Here is an 18,627-nt window from a genome sequence, read left to right on the forward strand (position 1 = left end):
TTAATAATATGTTGTGTAGGGCCTATTCTATACGTTTGTAATTTTCGGAATAGATGCGATTTCCTTCATCATCAATCTCAATTTGGGTAAAGGAATCCTCTCCCAGCTGGAGTTCGTTGTTGAATTCGGTTTTTAAATCGATGATTTTGGTCATGACCCTTGACCCGTAATCCAAAACTTCGGTGAGTGTATCCCCTTTGATCTCGTAATGTCCGTATCCAAACCATTCGGATGAGTCCGATGGTACATTTTTACACCACATGACCTTTGATTTTGTATACATTTTCACTTGGCGGTAGCCTTCGCTGGTTTGGAAAGAATCGACTATTTCATTGTCCTGATAATTATAAAAGCTAACCAATTCCCAGGCACCTTCCAGGGACTTTTTTTGCGTCATCATTTTATCTTTTTTTTCGGGCTCAATGGCTTCCGAAACATTAGAGGATTTAGAGTTGTTGCAGGATACTATAAGTATAAAAATGGCTAAAAAATGGAGTAGTTTTTTCATGACGGATCGCTTTTAAAAAAATTGCACGAAAGTTGATTAAATCGAAGAAATATCAAAAATCACGCCCTGTTAACACATGTAAAAATACTCATTTTTATGCGAATATCGTAATTTATTTAGCTTTGAATTATTGATTTACGTTGAGTTGTTGTAAAAAATTAACAAAAAAATAACGCAACCGATTGAGTAAATGAAATAATTGCGTATATTTATCAAAATCAAAATTATACTAGGTTAAAAATACCATAACCTTAAATTAACAGACCTTAAATTAATATTTTGACAAAATGACCGATCAATTCAAAAGTAATTACAGGAAGAGACCCCAAAAGGGTTTTTTAACATTGCTGCTCATGGCCTTTGCCCTGGCAGTGCAAGCACAAACGGTTAGTGTTTCAGGAACGGTTTCCGATGCCGATGGCCCATTATTGGGAGTCAGTATCATTGTAAAGGGGACCTCGACAGGAACTGCTACCGATTTTGATGGGAACTATACGCTGAATAACGTTCCGATTAACGCTACTTTGGTGTATACCTATTTAGGATACGTAGACCAAGAAATTGTGGTGGACGGACGTAGTATTATTAATGTAACCATGCAACCGGACCTTGAAGAATTGAGTGAGGTAGTGGTTGTAGGGTATGGTACCATGGAACGAAGTAACGTAACGGGTGCCATTACCACGGTGAATGCGGAAGATATTGAAAAGGTTGAAGTCCCTAATGCGGTTGAAGCGCTTAGAGGGCAGGTTTCAGGACTACGTATCACTAGAGGAAGTGGGGAGCCTGGTTCAGGTGTGAATTTTACGATTCGAGGAACGAATTCCTTGGGAGAAGGAAGTGCTTCCATAGCTGATGCCAACCAACCTATTATTGTGGTAGATGGAGTGCCTTTGCCGGGAAACATCAATGAAATTAACCCAGACGATATCGAATCGGTAAACATTATTAAAGATGCCGGTGCCGGAGCCATTTATGGATCTCAAGCAGCCAATGGTGTAATCTTGATTACCACTAAATCTGGTAAAGCGGGCAAGCCTACGATTACCGTTAATGCGTCTTCTGCTATTAATGAAGTAGGGAGCAGGGTTAACATCATGAATGGAGATGAGTATGTAAAATATCTCTTAGATTCTGGGCAGGGAACCGATTTGAGTGGAGCACTGCATCCGAATGAATATGAAAATTATATTGCAGGTAGATCTGTGGATTGGCAGGATGAAATTCTTAGACAAGGATTTACAACACATGCCAACCTTTCTGTGTCTGGAGGAACCGAGCAGCTTAGCTTTTATATGAATGGAGATATGTATCGGGAGACAGGGATTGTAACTGCATCAGACTACAATCGATATTCATTCCGTTTTAATGGTGAGTATCGTCCAACAGATAGGTTCAAGATAGGAGCTAGAGTGCAGTATACGCTAAGTGATGCCGACGAGACAAGTACAAGGTCCATTACAGATTTTAACGTAAATGGTGGTTTTGCACCGTTTATTCCAATTTTTACTAATACGCCTCTGGGAGATTTGTACAATGAAGATGGTAGTTATGCCAAGTTTATTACAGATGATCAGTTTCAGGTAAACCCATTCCATAGATATAATGAGTCTATCGTGGATAGAAAAATCAACAGAACCTATATCAACCCTTACATAGAGTACAAGATATTTAATGGACTAACTTATACACTGAATACATTTGCAGAAGGTAGAAATGAATTTTTTGGAAGATTTACTTCCAGTGATTATATTGATGGTGATCCTAGTACTGCTCAAATACAGAAAACTAATTCTGTAAACTATTTAGTAGATAATATTTTAAACTATAAGAAGGATTTTGGGAAACATAGTATAGATGCAACATTCGTATATGGTTTCCAAAAGGATGAATGGGAACGTATGGATGCCTTTTCTGATAAATTAGCAACAGATTTATTAGGGTATCACGCAATTGACGATACCGCTACGGATGATCAAAGAATTGCTTGGGATACCGATGAAAGCGGTAGGGTTTATTATGTAGGAAGAGTGAGTTATGGGTTTGATAACCGTTATATTATAACAGGAACGCTTCGTAGAGATGGCTCTTCAAAGTTTGTGGATGACAATAGATGGGGAACTTTTCCATCTGTATCAGGAGCCTGGAACGTTCATAATGAACCTTTTTGGGGCGATGGCAGCTTTATGGATTTCTTGAAGTTGCGTGTAAGTTATGGAACTTTAGGTAATGATCGTATCGGGACTTATCGTTACTTGTCAAATCCTAATGTTGTTCGTTCAACAATATTGGTTGATCAAGATGGCGACCCTAACACCATTGAAGATGTGGTAGAAGAAAATATTGTAGGATATTCCAAAGGAAGTTTGGGGAATCCTTATTTGAAATGGGAAACCAGTAAGCAGTTTAATATTGGATTGGATTTTGGACTTTTCAATAATCGATTGACCAGTACTATTGATGTTTATAATACCAAAACCTCAGATTTGTTATTACCTCAGTTAATTCCTATTATAAATGGTTATACCAGCTATATTACCAATATTGGGGAGACTGAAAATAGAGGAGTTGAAGTAACTTTAAAGGGAAGCATTATCCAGACTGAAGATTTTGTATGGGATGCAGCAATTAACTGGGCTACCAATAGAAATGAGATTGTCCGTCTTAACCAAGTTGATGCCAATGGAAATCCTCAGGATGATCCTGCCAACGGTTGGTGGATAGGACAAAGTATAGATGTTCTTTACGGCTATAAGTTTATTGGCATTTGGCAAACGGAAGAGGCGGATGAAGCAGCTTCTTATGGGCAGGTCCCAGGCGATGCCAAATTCTTGGATGTGAACGATGATGGAGCTATTACCCCAGGAGAGGATAGAGTGTTTTTAGGTAATCAAAATACCCCAGATTGGTATGGAGGAATTACCAATACTTTAACCTTTAAAGGATTTCAACTTTCGGCTTTGGTGGAAGTAGTGGAAGGGCTTACTAAAATCAATAATTTTTATGGAACCTATACAGGTAGGGGGAATCAAGTAGCTGTGGATTACTGGACTCCAGATAATCCTTCTAATAGATTCCCTAGAGCAGGGAGTCCTGATTGGAGTGGTATTAGAGGTAACGCAGTGAAAACCCAAGACGCATCGTTTGTGGCCCTTAGAAATATTTCTTTGACCTATAATTTTTCTAGAGAATTGTTGGGTGATTCTACTGTTAAGGGATTATCTATCTACGCTAGAGGAAATAACTTAAAATATTGGACCGATTTTGATAACTCCTATTCTCCGGAAGTAGGTATAGGAAGTTACCCTATCATAAGAACATGGACGTTTGGTGCTTCTATTACATTTTAAAAAAACAGATATGAGAAAATTAAGAATTTATATAGTTTGCCTTTCATCGCTACTTGCTCTATCGAGTTGTGAGGATGAAATATTAGATTTAACCGAAAGGGATCGACTTCCCACATCATCTGCTGTGGCGAGTATCAATGGATTACAAACCACAATGTTGGATGTTTATGTAAATGCAAGAGCCATTCACGAAGCCAACGATATTTCTTGTTACAAACAATGTGGAACTGATATTGCTATGTCGGGTACCAATATGGATGACGTGCCCCAAGGTGGTATGCGCGGTATGATGGAGTATAGTAATGCCTTTGATGCCACTAGCGGTATCGGTGATGCTTCAGGAGTGGAAGATGTATTCAACCAATTGTATTTGGCAATAGACCGCTGTAATGTGGTGATTGCATTTGGAGGAGAAACTCCTGTAGATAATACTCAGGAAGAAATTCTAAGAGACCAACTTATTGGGGAGGCCTACGCTTTGAGGGCATATGCCTACTTAGAATTGGCGACAAGATGGGATAACGCAGTGGTAGCGAATTTGGCCCAAAGCGTTGATGATATTGTGTTCACTGCAGATTTGTCAAATAGAGATGAGTTGATGCAATTGGTTATCTCCGATTTGGAAGCGGCCATTCCATTGTTAAGAACAAGGATGGAAACCAATGATGTTGGGAAAGCTTCTAAAGAGATGGCTTATTTAATGTTAACAAAAGCGCATTTATGGTTAGGCAATTGGGCAGAAGCGGCATCTGCTGCAGAAAATGTAATTGCTTTGGGTGCACAACTGCAACCTCTGGATGGCATCTTTGGAACGGTAGGAGGTAAAACAGGAGAAGAAAATAATCAAGAATTAATTTTCTCTTGGATTTTTAACCCAGCCGATCAAAACAGACCTCAGCGTACCATACAAATGTATGTGCCTTTATATGATAGGGTTCCTGGAGTTGCAAGAACTCTAGAACAAGGGGGACGACCATGGTCTCGTTTATCCCCAACGGATTACTATTGGAGTTTATTTGAAGAGGGGGATGGGCGTTTAGAAGCATGGCATAAGCTATCATGGACTGTAGATGACCCTGATAATATTGATACTGGACTAGAAGGTGGAAGTGATTTGCAAGCAGGAGATGAGCTAACAGCAGAAAGCCCTTATTTTCTTGCATGGGCTTCAAATGATGATCAAATTCATTATTTGGATCCTTCTTGCTCCAAAAATTGGGAAGATGGTACTTATGGAAGATTGGAGTCCGAGGCACAAGGTTTTAGAAACGTTATTGTTTATAGATTGGCCGAAGCTTATATTTTAGGAGCTGAGGCTCATTTGAGAAACGGTAATGAGGGAGGTGCACTTAACCTCATCAATACTCTTAGGGAGCGTGCCTTTGGAGATGCTTCTCACAATTTTTCTTCATTGAGTATGGAGAACATTATTGAAGAGCATGCCCGAGAATTGGGTCATGAAGGACATAGATGGGGATTCCTTAAACGATTAGGAATTTTAGTGGAGCGCGTGCAAATGCACAACCCTAGTGCCTCCGCAAACATTCAAGAAAAACATACAAGATGGCCGATTCCCCAGAATTTTGTGGATCAGCTTGGCGTAGAACAAAACCCTGGTTACTAAAAAATCGATTATTATGAAAAACGTTATTAAAAATCTATTTTATCTATGTACAGTAGTTGTTTTGGCAACTTCAATAGTGAGCTGTAACGATGATGACGATTTTGCTGAAGTTTCGGTAACAGAGGTAAATCCTACATCGGTGTATCCTTTGGAAAGTGTAACCATACAAGGCTCAAATTTCGATTATGTACAGTTTGTCTTTGTTGGAGATAAACAAGCGGAATTTTCTCTTGGCGAGGATGGCTCTCTAACATTTGTTGTTCCTGAAAATGCCGAAGTTGGAAACAATGTGGTGACTTTGGCCATGGTAAATGATTATAGAGTACACTTTAATATAGAAGTATTGTTAACTCCGGTACCTATTATACAAAACTTTGATGCTTTTGTAGCTATCGGTAACAACGTTACAATAACAGGAACCAGTTTTAATGCTGAATATAATCCTGTAGTGACAATAGATGATGTGCCTGCAACCATTGTGTCCAATACCGATACCGAACTTGTGGTGACCGTACCAGCTGGGGTTGATGACAATGCATTTTTGGATCTATCCGTTAGTAATGAATTTGGAGAAACTACTGCCTCAACAGCTTTTGTGGCAAGACATAATTTTCTAGTGAATAGTACATTAAGTGAAGGCTCTGGAGATGATTTTCCAGGATGGGAAAAGCTTAATGGAGGTGAAACAATGACCGAACTAACGGGAGATGCTGCCTATGGAGGTGGACGTTCCATGAGAGTGGAGCCGGCAGGAGGCAATCCTTGGGATCGTCAGTTTGCCAGTACACCAACGCCTTTAACTTTTGGTGAACAGTATACGGTTATCGTATTTGCAAAAGCAGAGTCTGCAGGAGCTCAAATGCGTGTGTCTGTCTCTCAATGGGATGGAAATGGGGCCGATTATTTTTATGGCGACACCGTTGAGATTTCCAATGCGGATTGGTTGCCATATACTTGGACCTTCACGGTGACCAATGATCTGCCAACTCACAAAGTGGTGTTGGATATGGGAATGGGAAGTGTGCCATTCGGGATTGACCATATTGCTTTGGTTCCAGGAGCATTTGCGGCAGTGGCAGGACCACCTGAATTATTATCAAACGGAAGTTTTGAAGATGGTTTAACGGGATGGGAGTCTTTAAATGGTGCACATGACGTATCAACTTCAGAAGCCTATTGTGGTGATCAATCCTTAACCGCAACTGGTGCAGGAAATAATCCTTGGGATACACAAATTGCTTCAGATCCGATGGATTTGGTTGTGGGAACTCAATATGAAATTGGTTTCTGGGCTAAGGCAGCAGGACCTGATGGCATCTTTAGAATTTCCATGTCGCAATGGGATGGCAATGGCTCTGATTTCTTCTATTCGGATGATTTATCCATTCCGGAAGATTGGACCTATTTCTCATTTGTCGTAGAAGCTCAAACTGTTGCTTCAGGGGTGTATCGACTACTCTTCGATATGGGAGCCACCACACAAACCTTTTTTGTAGATGCAGTAACGGTAAAAGAATATGAAGTTGTTGAAAGTAGTTTGGCTGCCAATGGAGGCTTTGAAGATGGTCTTACGGGGTGGAATACCTTAAATGGAACTCATGATACTTCAACAGCAGAAGCCCATTCGGGATCGGCTTCCATGACGTCCACCGGTACAGGTGGTAACCCTTGGGATGTGCAAATGGCATCAGACCCAATGGATATGGAGGCCGGAAATGACTACAAAATTAGTTTCTGGGCAAAAGCTGCAGGACCTGATGGCGTATTCAGAATCTCCATGTCGCAATGGGATGGTAACGGTTCCGATTTCTTTTATTCAGATGATTTATCAATCCCAGAAGATTGGACCTATTATTCTTTCGTGGTAAATGCAGCTACAGTCCCTTCCGGGGAGTACAGATTGCTATTCGATATGGGGGCAACTACACAAACATTCTTTGTAGATGATGTGTCGGTGGTGCCATACGATGCCTGCGATTAAAACATAGAAACAGCGTTAGTAAATTAGAATTAGTTTTGAATTAGTTGTGAAATCGTCAGGCAGTTGAAGCCTGACGGTTTTTTTATAACTACATTTAAAAAAATAGAAAATAATTTTCCTATGGACTCCAAATCAATCTTAAAAATGTCAGTGGCAATTGTTGTGCTTTTTGTTTGTTCATCAAGCCTGATGGCTCAAATTAGGCTGCCCAAACTTTTAAACGATGGTGTGGTTTTGCAAAGAGATACGGAACTCAGGCTTTTTGGCTGGGCCTCTGCTGGAGAAACGGTGCATTTGCAATTCAACAATCAAAATTTTAGGACTGTTTCGAATGAAGTCGGGGAGTGGGAATTCTACTTGGCGCCCCAAAAGGCGGGAGGTCCCTACCAAATGACTTTTAAAGGCAGTAATACAATTGAAGTGAACAATATTCTTTTTGGAGATCTATGGATTTGTTCTGGACAGTCCAATATGGAAATTTCCATGGAACGGGTCAAGGAGAAATATCCAAAGGCAATTGCAGCTTCAAAAAATGCCTTTATCCGCCAAGTTGAGGTGGTCGATGCTTACGATTTCCATCAACCTCAAACCGATTTTGATGCCCCAATGCAATGGTTGGAGGCTAGCCCCGAAACCATTTATAAGTTTTCTGCAGTGGGCTACTTTTTTGCCAAAGAATTATATGAAACCTACCAAGTGCCCATAGGGTTGGTCAATGCTGCTCTTGGAGGAGCCCGTGTGTCTTGTTTTTTGAGTGAAGAGGCACTTAAGGAGTTTCCAAAGGATTACCAAGAGGCTCAAGAGTTTAAAAATGATAGTCTTATAGAAGCTATTACTCAAGCGGATCAAAAAAGGGAACGGTCTTGGTATGGTGAATTGAATGCAAATGATTTGGGAATGAATGAGCGCACTAAATGGTATGATATCCAATATGACGATTCCACTTGGGACCAAATGATGCTGCCAGGGTTTTGGGCAGACCAGTCCTTGGGATTTGTGAATGGGGCCGTATGGTTCAGAAAAACAATCGATTTGCCTAAGTCGATGGTCGGTAAACCGGCAAAGCTTATGATGGGGCGTATGGTCGATCAAGATTTTACCTATATCAATGGGCAGCAGGTGGGGAGTATTAGTTACCAATATCCGCCAAGGCGCTATGAGGTGGCTCCCAATATTTTAAAAGCTGGTAAAAATGTCATTACCGTTAGGGTCGTAAACCAATCCGGAAAGGGAGGTTTCTTTTACGATAAGCCTTATTACCTTGCTGTTGGCAAGGATACAATTGACTTAAAGGGAACATGGAATTATCGTTTGGGTACTTCCATGTCGCCCTTGGCTTCGCGAACTTTTATCAGGTGGAAGCCCTTGGGGCTGTACAACAAGATGATAGCTCCTTTAACGCAATTCAAAATTAAGGGCGTGCTCTTTTACCAAGGAGAGTCTAATACGTTTGATCCCCAGTTGTACGCGAAACAATTTCCAGCTCTTATTAAAGATTGGAGAACACAATGGAACCAAGGTGATTTCCCTTTTCTGTACGTACAATTGCCCAATTATATGCAGCAATTCAATAGGGAAAAAGAAAGTCAGTGGGCGCAATTACGGGAGGCTCAATTGAAAACATTATACATACCAAATACCGGAATGGCAGTCGCTATAGATGCAGGAGAATGGAATGACATCCACCCCTTGAATAAGGAGGTTGTTGGAAAGCGCTTGGCATTACAGGCACGTTCCTTGGCTTATGGTGAACAAAACTTGGTGGCTTCGGGGCCCTTGTTCACTTCTAGTACCAAAAATAATAATGCTTTGCAGGTCAATTTTAATCATGTAGGAGGCGGTTTGATTGCTTATGGGAAAACCTTGAGAGGTTTTGAGATAGCTGGAGCCGATTTACAATTTGTAAAGGCGAATGCCAAAATTGAAAACAATACGGTAGTGTTGAGTCATCCCGATATTTCCAATCCCCAATATGTAAGATATGCGTGGGGTAATAATCCAGTGGAAGCCAATTTATACAACAAAGAAGGCTTACCGGCATCCCCCTTTAGAAACTATGACCCTGAAACTTTAAATAAAGAGCCTTGGCAAGGAAAGCAATGTGCAGTGGTGTTGACTTATGACGATGCCTTGGATGTGCACTTGGACAACGTAGCTCCCTTATTGGATGAATTGGGAATGAAAGCCACTTTTTACATTACGGCAGGTGCCAATGGGTTTACATCCCGTACAGCGGAATGGCAAACTTTAGCTACTCATGGCCACGAATTGGGAAATCATACCCTTTACCATCCTTGTTTGGGAAATCTTCCAGGCAGGGAATGGGTCAATCCCAATTATGATCTAAGCACTTACAGTATTGACAAAATGGTGGAGGAAATTAGATTGACCAATGCCTTCTTGGGTGTTTTGGATCATCAAACCGAACGCACCTTTGCCTTTACTTGTGGAGATATGTCCATAGGAGACAGAACTTTTATGGATTTGTTGAAAGAGGATTTGGCAGGTGCTAGAACCGTGAATAAAGGCATTGAAACCATTGAGGCCATTGACCCTTACGCTATCAAGTGTTTTGGAGTGAATGGAGAATCGGGGGAAGCTTTGATTGCCGAAGTAGAAAAGGCTATGGAATCGAAAGGGCTTTTGGTGTTTTTATTCCATGGTGTAGGTGGAGGACATTCCTTGAATGTGTCTTTGGAGGCCCATGAAGCTCTAGTACGCTATTTAAAGGCTCATGAAGGTGTTATTTGGACGGATACGATGTTGGAAGTGATTAAAAATATTAAAGCCAACCAAGCCCATAAATAGCTATTTTGGAAAAACTAACTAACTAACTAACTAACTAACTAAAAAAGTAAAGCCCGCACTCTTGTGCAGGCTTTTTCTTTTATCTATGTTTTTTATTGCACGTCCATGCCGTTTAGCCCATCTTTAAATCCATCGTAGGCAGGTTTGGGCTCAAAGTCTGCATCATACATCAAAGGCCATTCGGTACCATTGTCATACAGCCAGCTATCAACATCCCTAACACCCCAAATGGTGATTCCAAATTGTTGACTGATTGGAACCATAGTTTTGTAGTAATAGGACACACGTTGGTATTGATCTGATTGCAGAGCTGCTCTTTCTGCAGTCAATTCTGTGATATCATCGGCATAATTCACTTTCACATCCAATTCCGAAACATGAACCAATAAGCCTGTACTGGCAATTTCCTGGATGGCCAATGGTAGATCGCTCGTAGGCCAATTGTGGTTGAGGTGCATTTGCATCCCGATACCATCAATTGGAGTACCGTTGGTTTGGAATTGGCTGACCATATTTAGGATGGCAGCTCTTTTTGCAGGCGTCCCTGCAATATTGTAATCGTTGTAAAATAATTTTACATCTGGGTCGGCTTCCCTGGCCCATTGAAAGGCCTTGGCAATATAATCATCCCCAATACGCTGCTGAAATAAGGTAGATCTTAAAGCACCGCCATCATAGCCTTCGTTTACCACATCCCAACTCTGTACTATAGGATTGCCCTCATTATCCAAAGCTTCCGAAAAATGCGCTACTGCGGCCTGAATGTAGTCTTTCACAAGGGTTTCAAATTCGGCATCGGTTCCGGAGAAATTCTCCAACCAATTGGGAATGGCATATTCTGGATGCCAAAGCAAAGTGTGGCCATGAACGCGTAGGTCGTTGTCTCTGGCATAGTCTACGATAGCATCTCCATCACTCCAATCGTAATTGTTTGGTCCCATGTACATGTTGTACATTTTCATATCATTGCCTGCCGTAATACTGTTATAATCGTTAAGTAATACTTCCTTAAAGGCCGTGTTGGTTGTTGAACTAGAGGCTAGTTCAGCTGCAGAAACTGTATTTCCTATTGGAAAATTCACTTGATCTTTTAAATAGTCTGATGTGCTTGGATTGGGGTTGGTTGGACCGCCTACAATTGGGCCGCTACCTCCATCATCACTGCTACTGCAGGAAACGATGAGCACACAGATAAGGAGCTTAAATATCTTTTTCATTTTAAATGATTTTTCTTTATGCCTACTCCAAAATTTAGGTGGTTTTTCGGCTTGTTTCCACTACTTTTTTACATAATTACTTTCTGGAGGCCCTAAATAGCTTGGCCGTAATCCTCCAAGGTCAATAACAAACTTTTGAAATACAACTCCGGGATCTATCATCCATACTTTTAATTTGTGAGTCCCTGCGCTAATATTGTCGTGTTTCGAAAGTTTTTTCTTGATATGATCTGCCACAGATTTGTTCCACCACTCAGGGTATTCCCAATCAGGTACGTCTTCGCCCTCATGCATATTGATTATTTGAGGAGCCTCTTGGTCAATGGCGATGGCAAATTGCAACCCTTCATTTTTCTTGAAATTTAAGGTGGGGGAAAGATAGGTTTCCACCACGATTTCACTATCCTTAAATATAGTGAATTCATATTCAAGATAAGGTGTGTTTAGACCTGGTTCCTGCGTATCAGAATTGGAAGGCATTACGGTTATGGCAGAGTGGGTTCTTCCCATGTTGGGAACCTCAATCCATTGCACCTCCTTAGAGTCGTGTTTGTTTGAATAGTGTGAGGCTTCAATAGCTATCACCCCGTTGTTTTCAACAAAACCTTTGGCTGTTTGTGTAGTATTCCAAATAGGGACCTGAAGCGATATATCCTTTCCGTTAGAGGACATAAGGATTTCCCCTAGGTGTTTAACTTTGGGAGCTAGGTCCCAATCGATGCTTACAAATATTTTGTCATCATATTGTAGGGTTCCTCCCTTGGATGAAAGTTTAATCCATTCTTCTTTTGCATGTAACCCATAATCTATTGTTTCTTGCCCTTTATTAAAAATCTCGATGTAATAGGTTTGGTCGTTGATAGGGTCAAAGCTTGAAAAGGATTGACTATAGACTCCTGACTTATCGGTTTGATCCTTTTCGGGGTCGGAAGGTTTGCCGTGTTCAATTACATAGCCTAGCTTGCCATTCTCATGAGCATTGAAAACCGAAATATCTGGCATCTTGTTTACGGGTGGATTGTTCCAATTGGTATAACCTATATGGGTTTGCGACATTATATGCTTCCACTTGCCATTATTCAATTGATGGTATTGTTCGGTTAACAGAGAATCTTTTAAGAAGTGTTCTTTAGCCTTTTCGGCATAGTTATTGGCAGAGGCTCTTCCTTGTTGACTGTATAACCTGTTCTTTCCAATAGCGACATACATTTTGTTAAGATTACTGCATAACTCCACAGGAGAAAGTACCAATTGATAAAATGCAGGTCTATAGTTCTCATCCAATTGCTGATAAATACGCTTGCTTTTTTCAACTAAGGAATCATATTCTTGAATAATCCTTTCTGCTTCCCTGTAGTTTTCGATGCTGTAGGTGTCTGGTTTTAGCATTTCAGGGGTACGTCTTGCGTTGTACTTGGTATAAAGCGACAATATTTCAGCAATGTCATTGGCATGTGTTGGACCAAATTGTTGTGTGGCCCAATTGGTATAATAAGCGGGGAGGTCTGTAGATTTGATTCCTTCGGCATTCCAGGCAAAATCGAGAAAGAAGCTAATGGGGAGTTCCATGGGCTTTATGTCGCCAACATTAACCAGCCATAAATCTTTTACACCCCATTGATAAGAAAGGTTCATTTGCTCCCATACGCGTTCAATTTGAGTGACGTTTAACCACCTGTATGAAACAGGACCACCAACAAAATCAAAATGATAGTACATCCCAAATCCGCCTTTGTGATCAAGGTCTTCTTTTTTGGGTAGAATGCGAACGTTACCCCAATTGTCATCACAAAAAAGAATCATAATGTCGTCGTTAACCCGCATTCCTTTATCGTAATAATCTTGAACTTCTTTGTAGAGTGCCCACACTTGAGGGATGTCTTCCAAAGGTTTTTTTGTGCCCTCTTTTAAGATTCCACGTTGTTCAGAAATGATTTCTTTCAATAGATCTACCGCAGTGTCCTCACTCATAGCTTCATCTCCATCGCCACGCATTCCAAGAGTGACAATGCTTTCGTAATCATTCATACGCCGAATGCCTCCGTTCCAAAATTCAAGTAGCTGTTCTTTGTTGGTTGTGAAATTCCATGGGCCCACTCCGTAGCGTCGCCATTCGTCGTGGGCGCGCATCATAGGTTCGTGGTGGCTGGTAGATATCACTACGCCATATTCGTCTGCTAATCGCGCATTTTCTGGATCGTCATCGGCAAAAGCAGAGGGCTGCCACATGGCAGGCCATAAAAAATTGCCTTTGTTTCTTAAGATAAGTTCAAAGACTTTGTCATAAAACTGAGCGTTAAAACCTCCAAATTTGTCCTTGGCCCATCCTCGAAGTGCCGGAGCTTCGTCATTTATAAAAATACCGCGATACTTGACTTTTGGTTCTCCCTTGGTAAAGGTTCCTGGCTTTACAAAAAGGGTTTCCTTTTGAGAAACAGGGACATCAGCCCAATAATACCAAGGGCTTATCCCAATTTCATTAGAAAGGTCATAAATGCCATAAATGGTTCCTCGTTTATCACTTCCCGCAATGATCAAGGCTTGGTCAATACCCTTAAAAGGGGCCTTTACCGTTGTAATGATGTGTTTTTCATAGCGACCTTTTAATGGATTGATGTCAAGTTTTCCAGTGCGGGCAAGCTCTTGAATAATTGGACTCTCCAAAGAGCCAATTATAATAATGTTTTTATCTTTTTTGGGAATTGAATTTTGAAGTTTGGGCTTGGATGAGGTGACTGTTTCAAGATCATTTTGAAGGTGGGTAGCAACCCGCTTTACACCGGGGTATTCTTCAGCACTTACTATGATTGGAGCAATCTTTTGGTCATGGAAAATTGCGAACCCTTGTTCGATTGGGTGAACAGAAATATAACCAATAGAGTCATTGGATTGACCGGAAGACGCATGGATGGCCTGAACTTTACAAAGTAAAAGAAGCCCCAAAGCAATATTTAGTAGGTTCATACCAAGTGCCTTCATTACTTTGGTTTTATATGATTAGAAATTTTGTAAATCTTTTCATTTCAATGACCTTTTAAAGCGTGAATGATGCCAAGTTCCAATCCTCGCAATTCAGCCAATCCTTTTAATCGGCCAACCAAGGAATAGCCGGGATATTGCTCTTTGCCTTCTTCAATGGAATGTAAAAAACCGTGGTCAGGCCGCATAGGAAGACTGATTTGTCGCTCTTGCATAAGAGCAATAAGACGTTCCATAATTTGCGCAATTGGATTGTTGCCATAAAGGTGTTCAGATTCTCTAAAGACACCTTCTGTTTCTTTGGTGACGTTGCGCAAATGCAAGAAATGAATGCGCTCTCCAAAATCGTCTATCATCTGAACTAAATCATTATCGGGATGGGCCCCAAAAGAGCCAGTGCAATAACATAGGCCGTTGGCATTTAAAGGCACTGCGTCAAAAATGGCTTGAACGTCTTTGGATGTGCACATCACCCTAGGCAATCCCAGTACCGAAAATGGCGGATCGTCTGGATGGATGGCAAGTTTTAAATCCAAGGCTTCTGCCACTGGTGCTACTTCTTTAAGAAAATGAATTAAATTGTTTCGTAAGGCATCGTCGTCAATGCCTTTGTAATTATCTAAAAGAGACAGGATTTCTTCTGCAGTAAAGTTCTTTTTGCTTCCCGGAAGTCCCAAGAGTACATTTCTAAAGAGGGTTGCTTTATCTTCTTGTGAAAGCTGTTCCCCATAAGCTAGGGCGGCCGCTTTTTGATCTTCGGAATAGTCAACTTCAGCTCCCGGGCGTTTCAACAGAAACACATCAAAGTAGATAAAAGCTTTGGGATTATACAATAGCGCCTTGGTTCCATCTGGATTTGTAAAACTGTGATGAGTTCTTACCCAATCCAAAATGGGCATGAAGTTGTAGGTGGTGACCTTTATGCCACAATGGGCAATATTTTTGAGACTTTGTTTATAGTTTTCAATATAGGTTTGGTAGTTCCCTGATCGACGCTTAATGTCTTCGTGAACTGGAAGACTTTCAATAACGGTCCATTCCAGTCCTGCATCGGCAATAGTTTGCTGATATTTCTGGATGTCCTCAATTTCCCATACATCCCCCACAGGAATGTGGTGTAGGGCACTTACAATACCAGTGATGCCACATTCCCTCAGGTCTTTTAGGCTTATGGTATCATTAGGCCCAAACCATCTCATTGTTTGTTGCATTTGTATCATGGCCTCTAAATTTTAAAATCCAATACTGTTACCACCGTCCACAGGTAATACAGTACCAGTGACGAAACTAGCTTCATTTAGGGCGAAAAAGTACACGGCATCTGCAATGTTGGAAGGTTCTCCCAAAACACCCATCGGGGTTCTGCCCAATACTTTGTTTTTACGTTCAGGATCATTGTCCAAGGCTTTGGCCGACATTTTGGTTTTAATAAAACCAGGAGCGATACAGTTGACACGAATGCCGTACTGGGCCAGATCTACGGCCATAGAGCGTGTCATAGCTTCAATAGCGCCTTTACTAGCTGTGTAGGCGATTACCTTTGGAATGCCATATTGAGACGCCATAGAACTGATGTTGACAATGCTTCCACCTTGGTGCTGTTTCATGATTTTAACCACCTCTCGGCTAACGGCAAACACGCTCAAAACATTGGTGTGAATAATGCTTGAAAATTCTTCATCAGAGACGTCCTCGAAAGGTTTTTTAAGGTTGATTCCGGCATTATTCACTAGGATGTTTATGTTTCCATCACCGGCAATATCCTGAATCATGTCCGGAATACCTTCTAAATTATTTAAATCGAAAATAACCGGAACAGCATTTGGACCTATTTCCTCACAGGCCGCGTTAGTTTTGTCTTCCGACCGTCCAATGATATAGGTAACAATCCCATTATCGCATAATTTTTTTGCGGTGGCATAACCTAATCCCGAATTTCCTCCTGTTACAATTGCTATTTTACTCATGTGTTCTTTTTGTCATTTAATTGTTACCATTGTGGCCGTATGCCAGGGGCATATGGAAATTGTAAATTTTGATAATACTCTAGTGTATGTGCAGGGGCTTCAACTCCTTTTGGAAGCTCCATTTTTGAAAACTGTTGAAAATATAATAGGCAGGCATCCTTCCACCATTTGGCTTCTTTATATTGAATATTCAGCATCATTTTCACTTCGTTGAAGCGTTGCGCATCGACATCGTTTTCCAATTGGTTCCAAGTAGTTTGCATTTGTGCCACTTGATTAACGCCTTCTTGATATTTTAGGGCCATACCATTCCAGAGGCTGTGGCCGTTTTTTAGTTTGTAGGACCATTGTACATGGTGGAACCACAATAAATCCTTTTCAGGACAGCTTGTAAGATTATTGAACATGGCTGCCACCTCGGGCGCATATTGCGCTGTAGCATTACTGCCTGAAGGGGTACGGTCAAAACCAATCCCTTTGCTATCCGCTTTATGGTAATAGACAGGGTTCCATTCCGGTCTAGAAAGATTGCCCACCCAAGGACCTGGGCCGTAATGATGGCCGGTTGCCATGATATGGTGTAAGCCAAGAGGAGTCATATAATTTACCACAGCTTCCCGTGAGGTGATCATCATGTCCGCTACCTTATCTACGAATTTTGCTTTGTTGGAAAAGGTCATTCTTGTCCATTCCTTGGCAATGTCTTCAGAATTTAAATAGGGATCCCAAGCCAAGCGACCAAACCCATACCAATTGGCTTGTAAAAAATGGTGTCCAGTCCAATTACGATCGGTGCCAATATTGGAAACTCCAGCAACACCAGTAATTTTTTTGTTGTGCAAGCTGCCATCAATCACCTTTGCCACCGTGGAGCCTTTACCTTTTTGATAGGTATCGGCTTCAAAAACTTCTTCAAATAATTTAGGTTGATAGACGAGGTGGGTAGCACCTCCCATATATTCCTGAGTGATTTGAAATTCAATCATGAGGTTGGTGTTGGGCATGGCGCCAAACATAGGGTGGAAGGGTTCCCTTGGTTGAAAGTCGATAGGGCCATTTTTCACCTGAATAATGACATTATCCTTGAATTGCCCGTCATGGGGTACAAATTCGTTGTACGCTTGTTTGGCTCTATCGGTAGCATCGTGTTCCGAATATACAAAGGCACGCCACATAACCACGCCGTTGAAAGGGGCTAAAGCTTCTGCCATCATATTGGCACCATCCACATGGTTGCGACCATAGTTTTGAGGTCCGGGTTGTCCTTCGGAATTGGCCTTGACCAAAAAGCCTCCAAAATCTGGGATATAGGTGTAAATTTCTTCCACTTTGTTTTTCCACCAGGTTTTGACATTCGCATCCAAGGGATCGGCGGTTTGTAGGCCTCCAATTTCCATAGGAGCCGAGAATCGTGCGGTGAGGTATACTTTTAAGCCATAAGGACGGAAAATATCCGCCAAGGCTTTCACTTTTTCCAAATACTGAGGTGTAAGCACCAAAGCATTGGAATTGACATTGGTAAGTACGGTGCCGTTAATGCCAATGGAAGCATTGGCTCTTGCATAATCTTCGTAACGGGGATCTTTGTAATCCGGCAGTTGGTGCCAGTTCCAAAGGGAAAACCCCGCATAACCGCGCTCTACCGAGCGGTCTAGGTTATCCCAATGGTTTAAAATTCTTATATCTATTTTAGGACTATCAGTAATATTTAAATTTTCAATGGATCGTTGGGTTTGAAGACGTTTTAAAAAGTTAAAGGCTCCGTACAGGACACCTATATCAGTTTTCGCTGTAATCACAATGTGATTGCCAAGTGATTTTATCACATACCCTTCTTCATTGATGTTCTCCAACCCATTCGAAAACTGTGAGGCAATATCTTTTGGTAGGGTTTGATAAGTGCCAATAACAATGCTATATGTTCCTTTGAGTTTTTTGGCATTCATTCCCAATAAACCTGAGAGCCCTTCATGGAGTTCCCTATTGGCTTTTTCTATGGTTTCTGAGTTTCCGTAAGCTTGAACACTTCCTACCAACGATTGGTATTCTTTTAAAAGTGTACTATCGGAAATGGTCTTATAGTCCAACCATAGTTTATAGCCATCGGTTGCGTAAGCCATACTTTGTAAGACCAGAACAACACCAAAAGTAAAGAGCCATTTTAAATATTTAGGCATGGGTGAAAAGATTATT

10 protein-coding genes are annotated in these 18,627 nt (G+C 41.2%); 4 read left to right on the forward strand and 6 right to left on the reverse strand.

The features are described 5' to 3' along the window. Positions 1-22 precede the first annotated feature (22 nt). On the reverse strand, positions 23-508 hold the full coding sequence (locus tag ZA05_RS13860) for a hypothetical protein (RefSeq protein WP_053992283.1): 486 nt from the start codon (positions 506-508) through the stop codon (positions 23-25). A gap of 353 nt (positions 509-861) precedes the next feature. Between ZA05_RS13860 and ZA05_RS13865 the strand changes: the two genes are divergently transcribed. The 4 genes from ZA05_RS13865 to ZA05_RS13880 all read left to right on the forward strand — a co-directional run bounded on the left by ZA05_RS13865 (position 862) and on the right by ZA05_RS13880 (position 10,271). Next, a complete protein-coding gene (locus ZA05_RS13865) occupies positions 862-3,858 on the forward strand; it encodes a TonB-dependent receptor (protein WP_053992284.1) in 2,997 nt (998 codons plus the stop codon). Positions 3,859-3,868: 10 nt separating this feature from the next. Further along, on the forward strand, positions 3,869-5,482 hold the full coding sequence (locus tag ZA05_RS13870) for a RagB/SusD family nutrient uptake outer membrane protein (protein ID WP_082333782.1): 1,614 nt from the start codon (positions 3,869-3,871) through the stop codon (positions 5,480-5,482). A 13-nt stretch (positions 5,483-5,495) separates the two neighbouring features. Beyond that, positions 5,496-7,463, forward strand: coding sequence for a carbohydrate binding domain-containing protein (locus tag ZA05_RS13875; protein WP_082333783.1), 1,968 nt, complete (start codon positions 5,496-5,498; stop codon positions 7,461-7,463). A 120-nt stretch (positions 7,464-7,583) separates the two neighbouring features. Further along, positions 7,584-10,271 carry a sialate O-acetylesterase gene (locus ZA05_RS13880; protein WP_197276098.1) on the forward strand — a complete coding sequence of 896 codons (2,688 nt, stop codon included), beginning with the start codon at positions 7,584-7,586 and terminating at the stop codon, positions 10,269-10,271. A 92-nt stretch (positions 10,272-10,363) separates the two neighbouring features. On the opposite strand, the gene ZA05_RS13885 is transcribed toward ZA05_RS13880, so the two are convergent. From ZA05_RS13885 to ZA05_RS13905, 5 genes are read right to left on the reverse strand one after another with little or no spacing between them, the layout of a single operon-like run. Continuing rightward, on the reverse strand, positions 10,364-11,488 hold the full coding sequence (locus tag ZA05_RS13885) for an endo-1,4-beta-xylanase (RefSeq protein ID WP_053992287.1): 1,125 nt from the start codon (positions 11,486-11,488) through the stop codon (positions 10,364-10,366). 60 nt (positions 11,489-11,548) lie between these two features. Beyond that, complete coding sequence (locus tag ZA05_RS13890; protein WP_053992288.1) at positions 11,549-14,467, reverse strand: glycosyl hydrolase 115 family protein; 2,919 nt, start codon at positions 14,465-14,467, stop codon at positions 11,549-11,551. Positions 14,468-14,511: 44 nt separating this feature from the next. Continuing rightward, positions 14,512-15,678 (reverse strand): mannonate dehydratase, encoded by a 1,167-nt coding sequence (gene uxuA / locus ZA05_RS13895; RefSeq protein ID WP_197276104.1) that lies wholly within the window; start codon positions 15,676-15,678, stop codon positions 14,512-14,514. 21 nt (positions 15,679-15,699) lie between these two features. Next, positions 15,700-16,434: an SDR family NAD(P)-dependent oxidoreductase gene (locus ZA05_RS13900; protein ID WP_053992290.1), complete on the reverse strand. Its 735-nt coding sequence runs from the start codon at positions 16,432-16,434 to the stop codon at positions 15,700-15,702. A 23-nt stretch (positions 16,435-16,457) separates the two neighbouring features. Further along, positions 16,458-18,611, reverse strand: a complete 2,154-nt coding sequence (locus tag ZA05_RS13905) for an alpha-glucuronidase family glycosyl hydrolase (RefSeq protein WP_053992291.1) — start codon at positions 18,609-18,611, stop codon at positions 16,458-16,460. Between the last annotated feature and the right edge of the window lie 16 nt (positions 18,612-18,627).

The sequence above is a fragment of the Mangrovimonas sp. TPBH4 genome, assembly GCF_001280505.1.
In the GTDB taxonomy this organism is placed as follows: Bacteria; Bacteroidota; Bacteroidia; order Flavobacteriales; family Flavobacteriaceae; genus Mangrovimonas_A.

What these genes read in the sequence shown, in the direction of transcription:
- ZA05_RS13875 (WP_082333783.1), top strand. Translation starts at nt 5,496, where the DNA reads ATGAAAAACGTTATTAAAAATCTATTTTATCTATGTACAGTAGTTGTT.
- ZA05_RS13865 (WP_053992284.1), top strand. Translation starts at nt 862, where the DNA reads ATGGCCTTTGCCCTGGCAGTGCAAGCACAAACGGTTAGTGTTTCAGGA.
- ZA05_RS13900 (WP_053992290.1), bottom strand. Translation starts at nt 16,434, where the DNA reads ATGAGTAAAATAGCAATTGTAACAGGAGGAAATTCGGGATTAGGTTAT.
- ZA05_RS13870 (WP_082333782.1), top strand. Translation starts at nt 3,869, where the DNA reads ATGAGAAAATTAAGAATTTATATAGTTTGCCTTTCATCGCTACTTGCT.
- ZA05_RS13890 (WP_053992288.1), bottom strand. Translation starts at nt 14,467, where the DNA reads ATGAAGGCACTTGGTATGAACCTACTAAATATTGCTTTGGGGCTTCTT.
- ZA05_RS13885 (WP_053992287.1), bottom strand. Translation starts at nt 11,488, where the DNA reads ATGAAAAAGATATTTAAGCTCCTTATCTGTGTGCTCATCGTTTCCTGC.
- ZA05_RS13860 (WP_053992283.1), bottom strand. Translation starts at nt 508, where the DNA reads ATGAAAAAACTACTCCATTTTTTAGCCATTTTTATACTTATAGTATCC.
- uxuA (WP_197276104.1), bottom strand. Translation starts at nt 15,678, where the DNA reads ATGCAACAAACAATGAGATGGTTTGGGCCTAATGATACCATAAGCCTA.
- ZA05_RS13905 (WP_053992291.1), bottom strand. Translation starts at nt 18,611, where the DNA reads ATGCCTAAATATTTAAAATGGCTCTTTACTTTTGGTGTTGTTCTGGTC.
- ZA05_RS13880 (WP_197276098.1), top strand. Translation starts at nt 7,584, where the DNA reads ATGGACTCCAAATCAATCTTAAAAATGTCAGTGGCAATTGTTGTGCTT.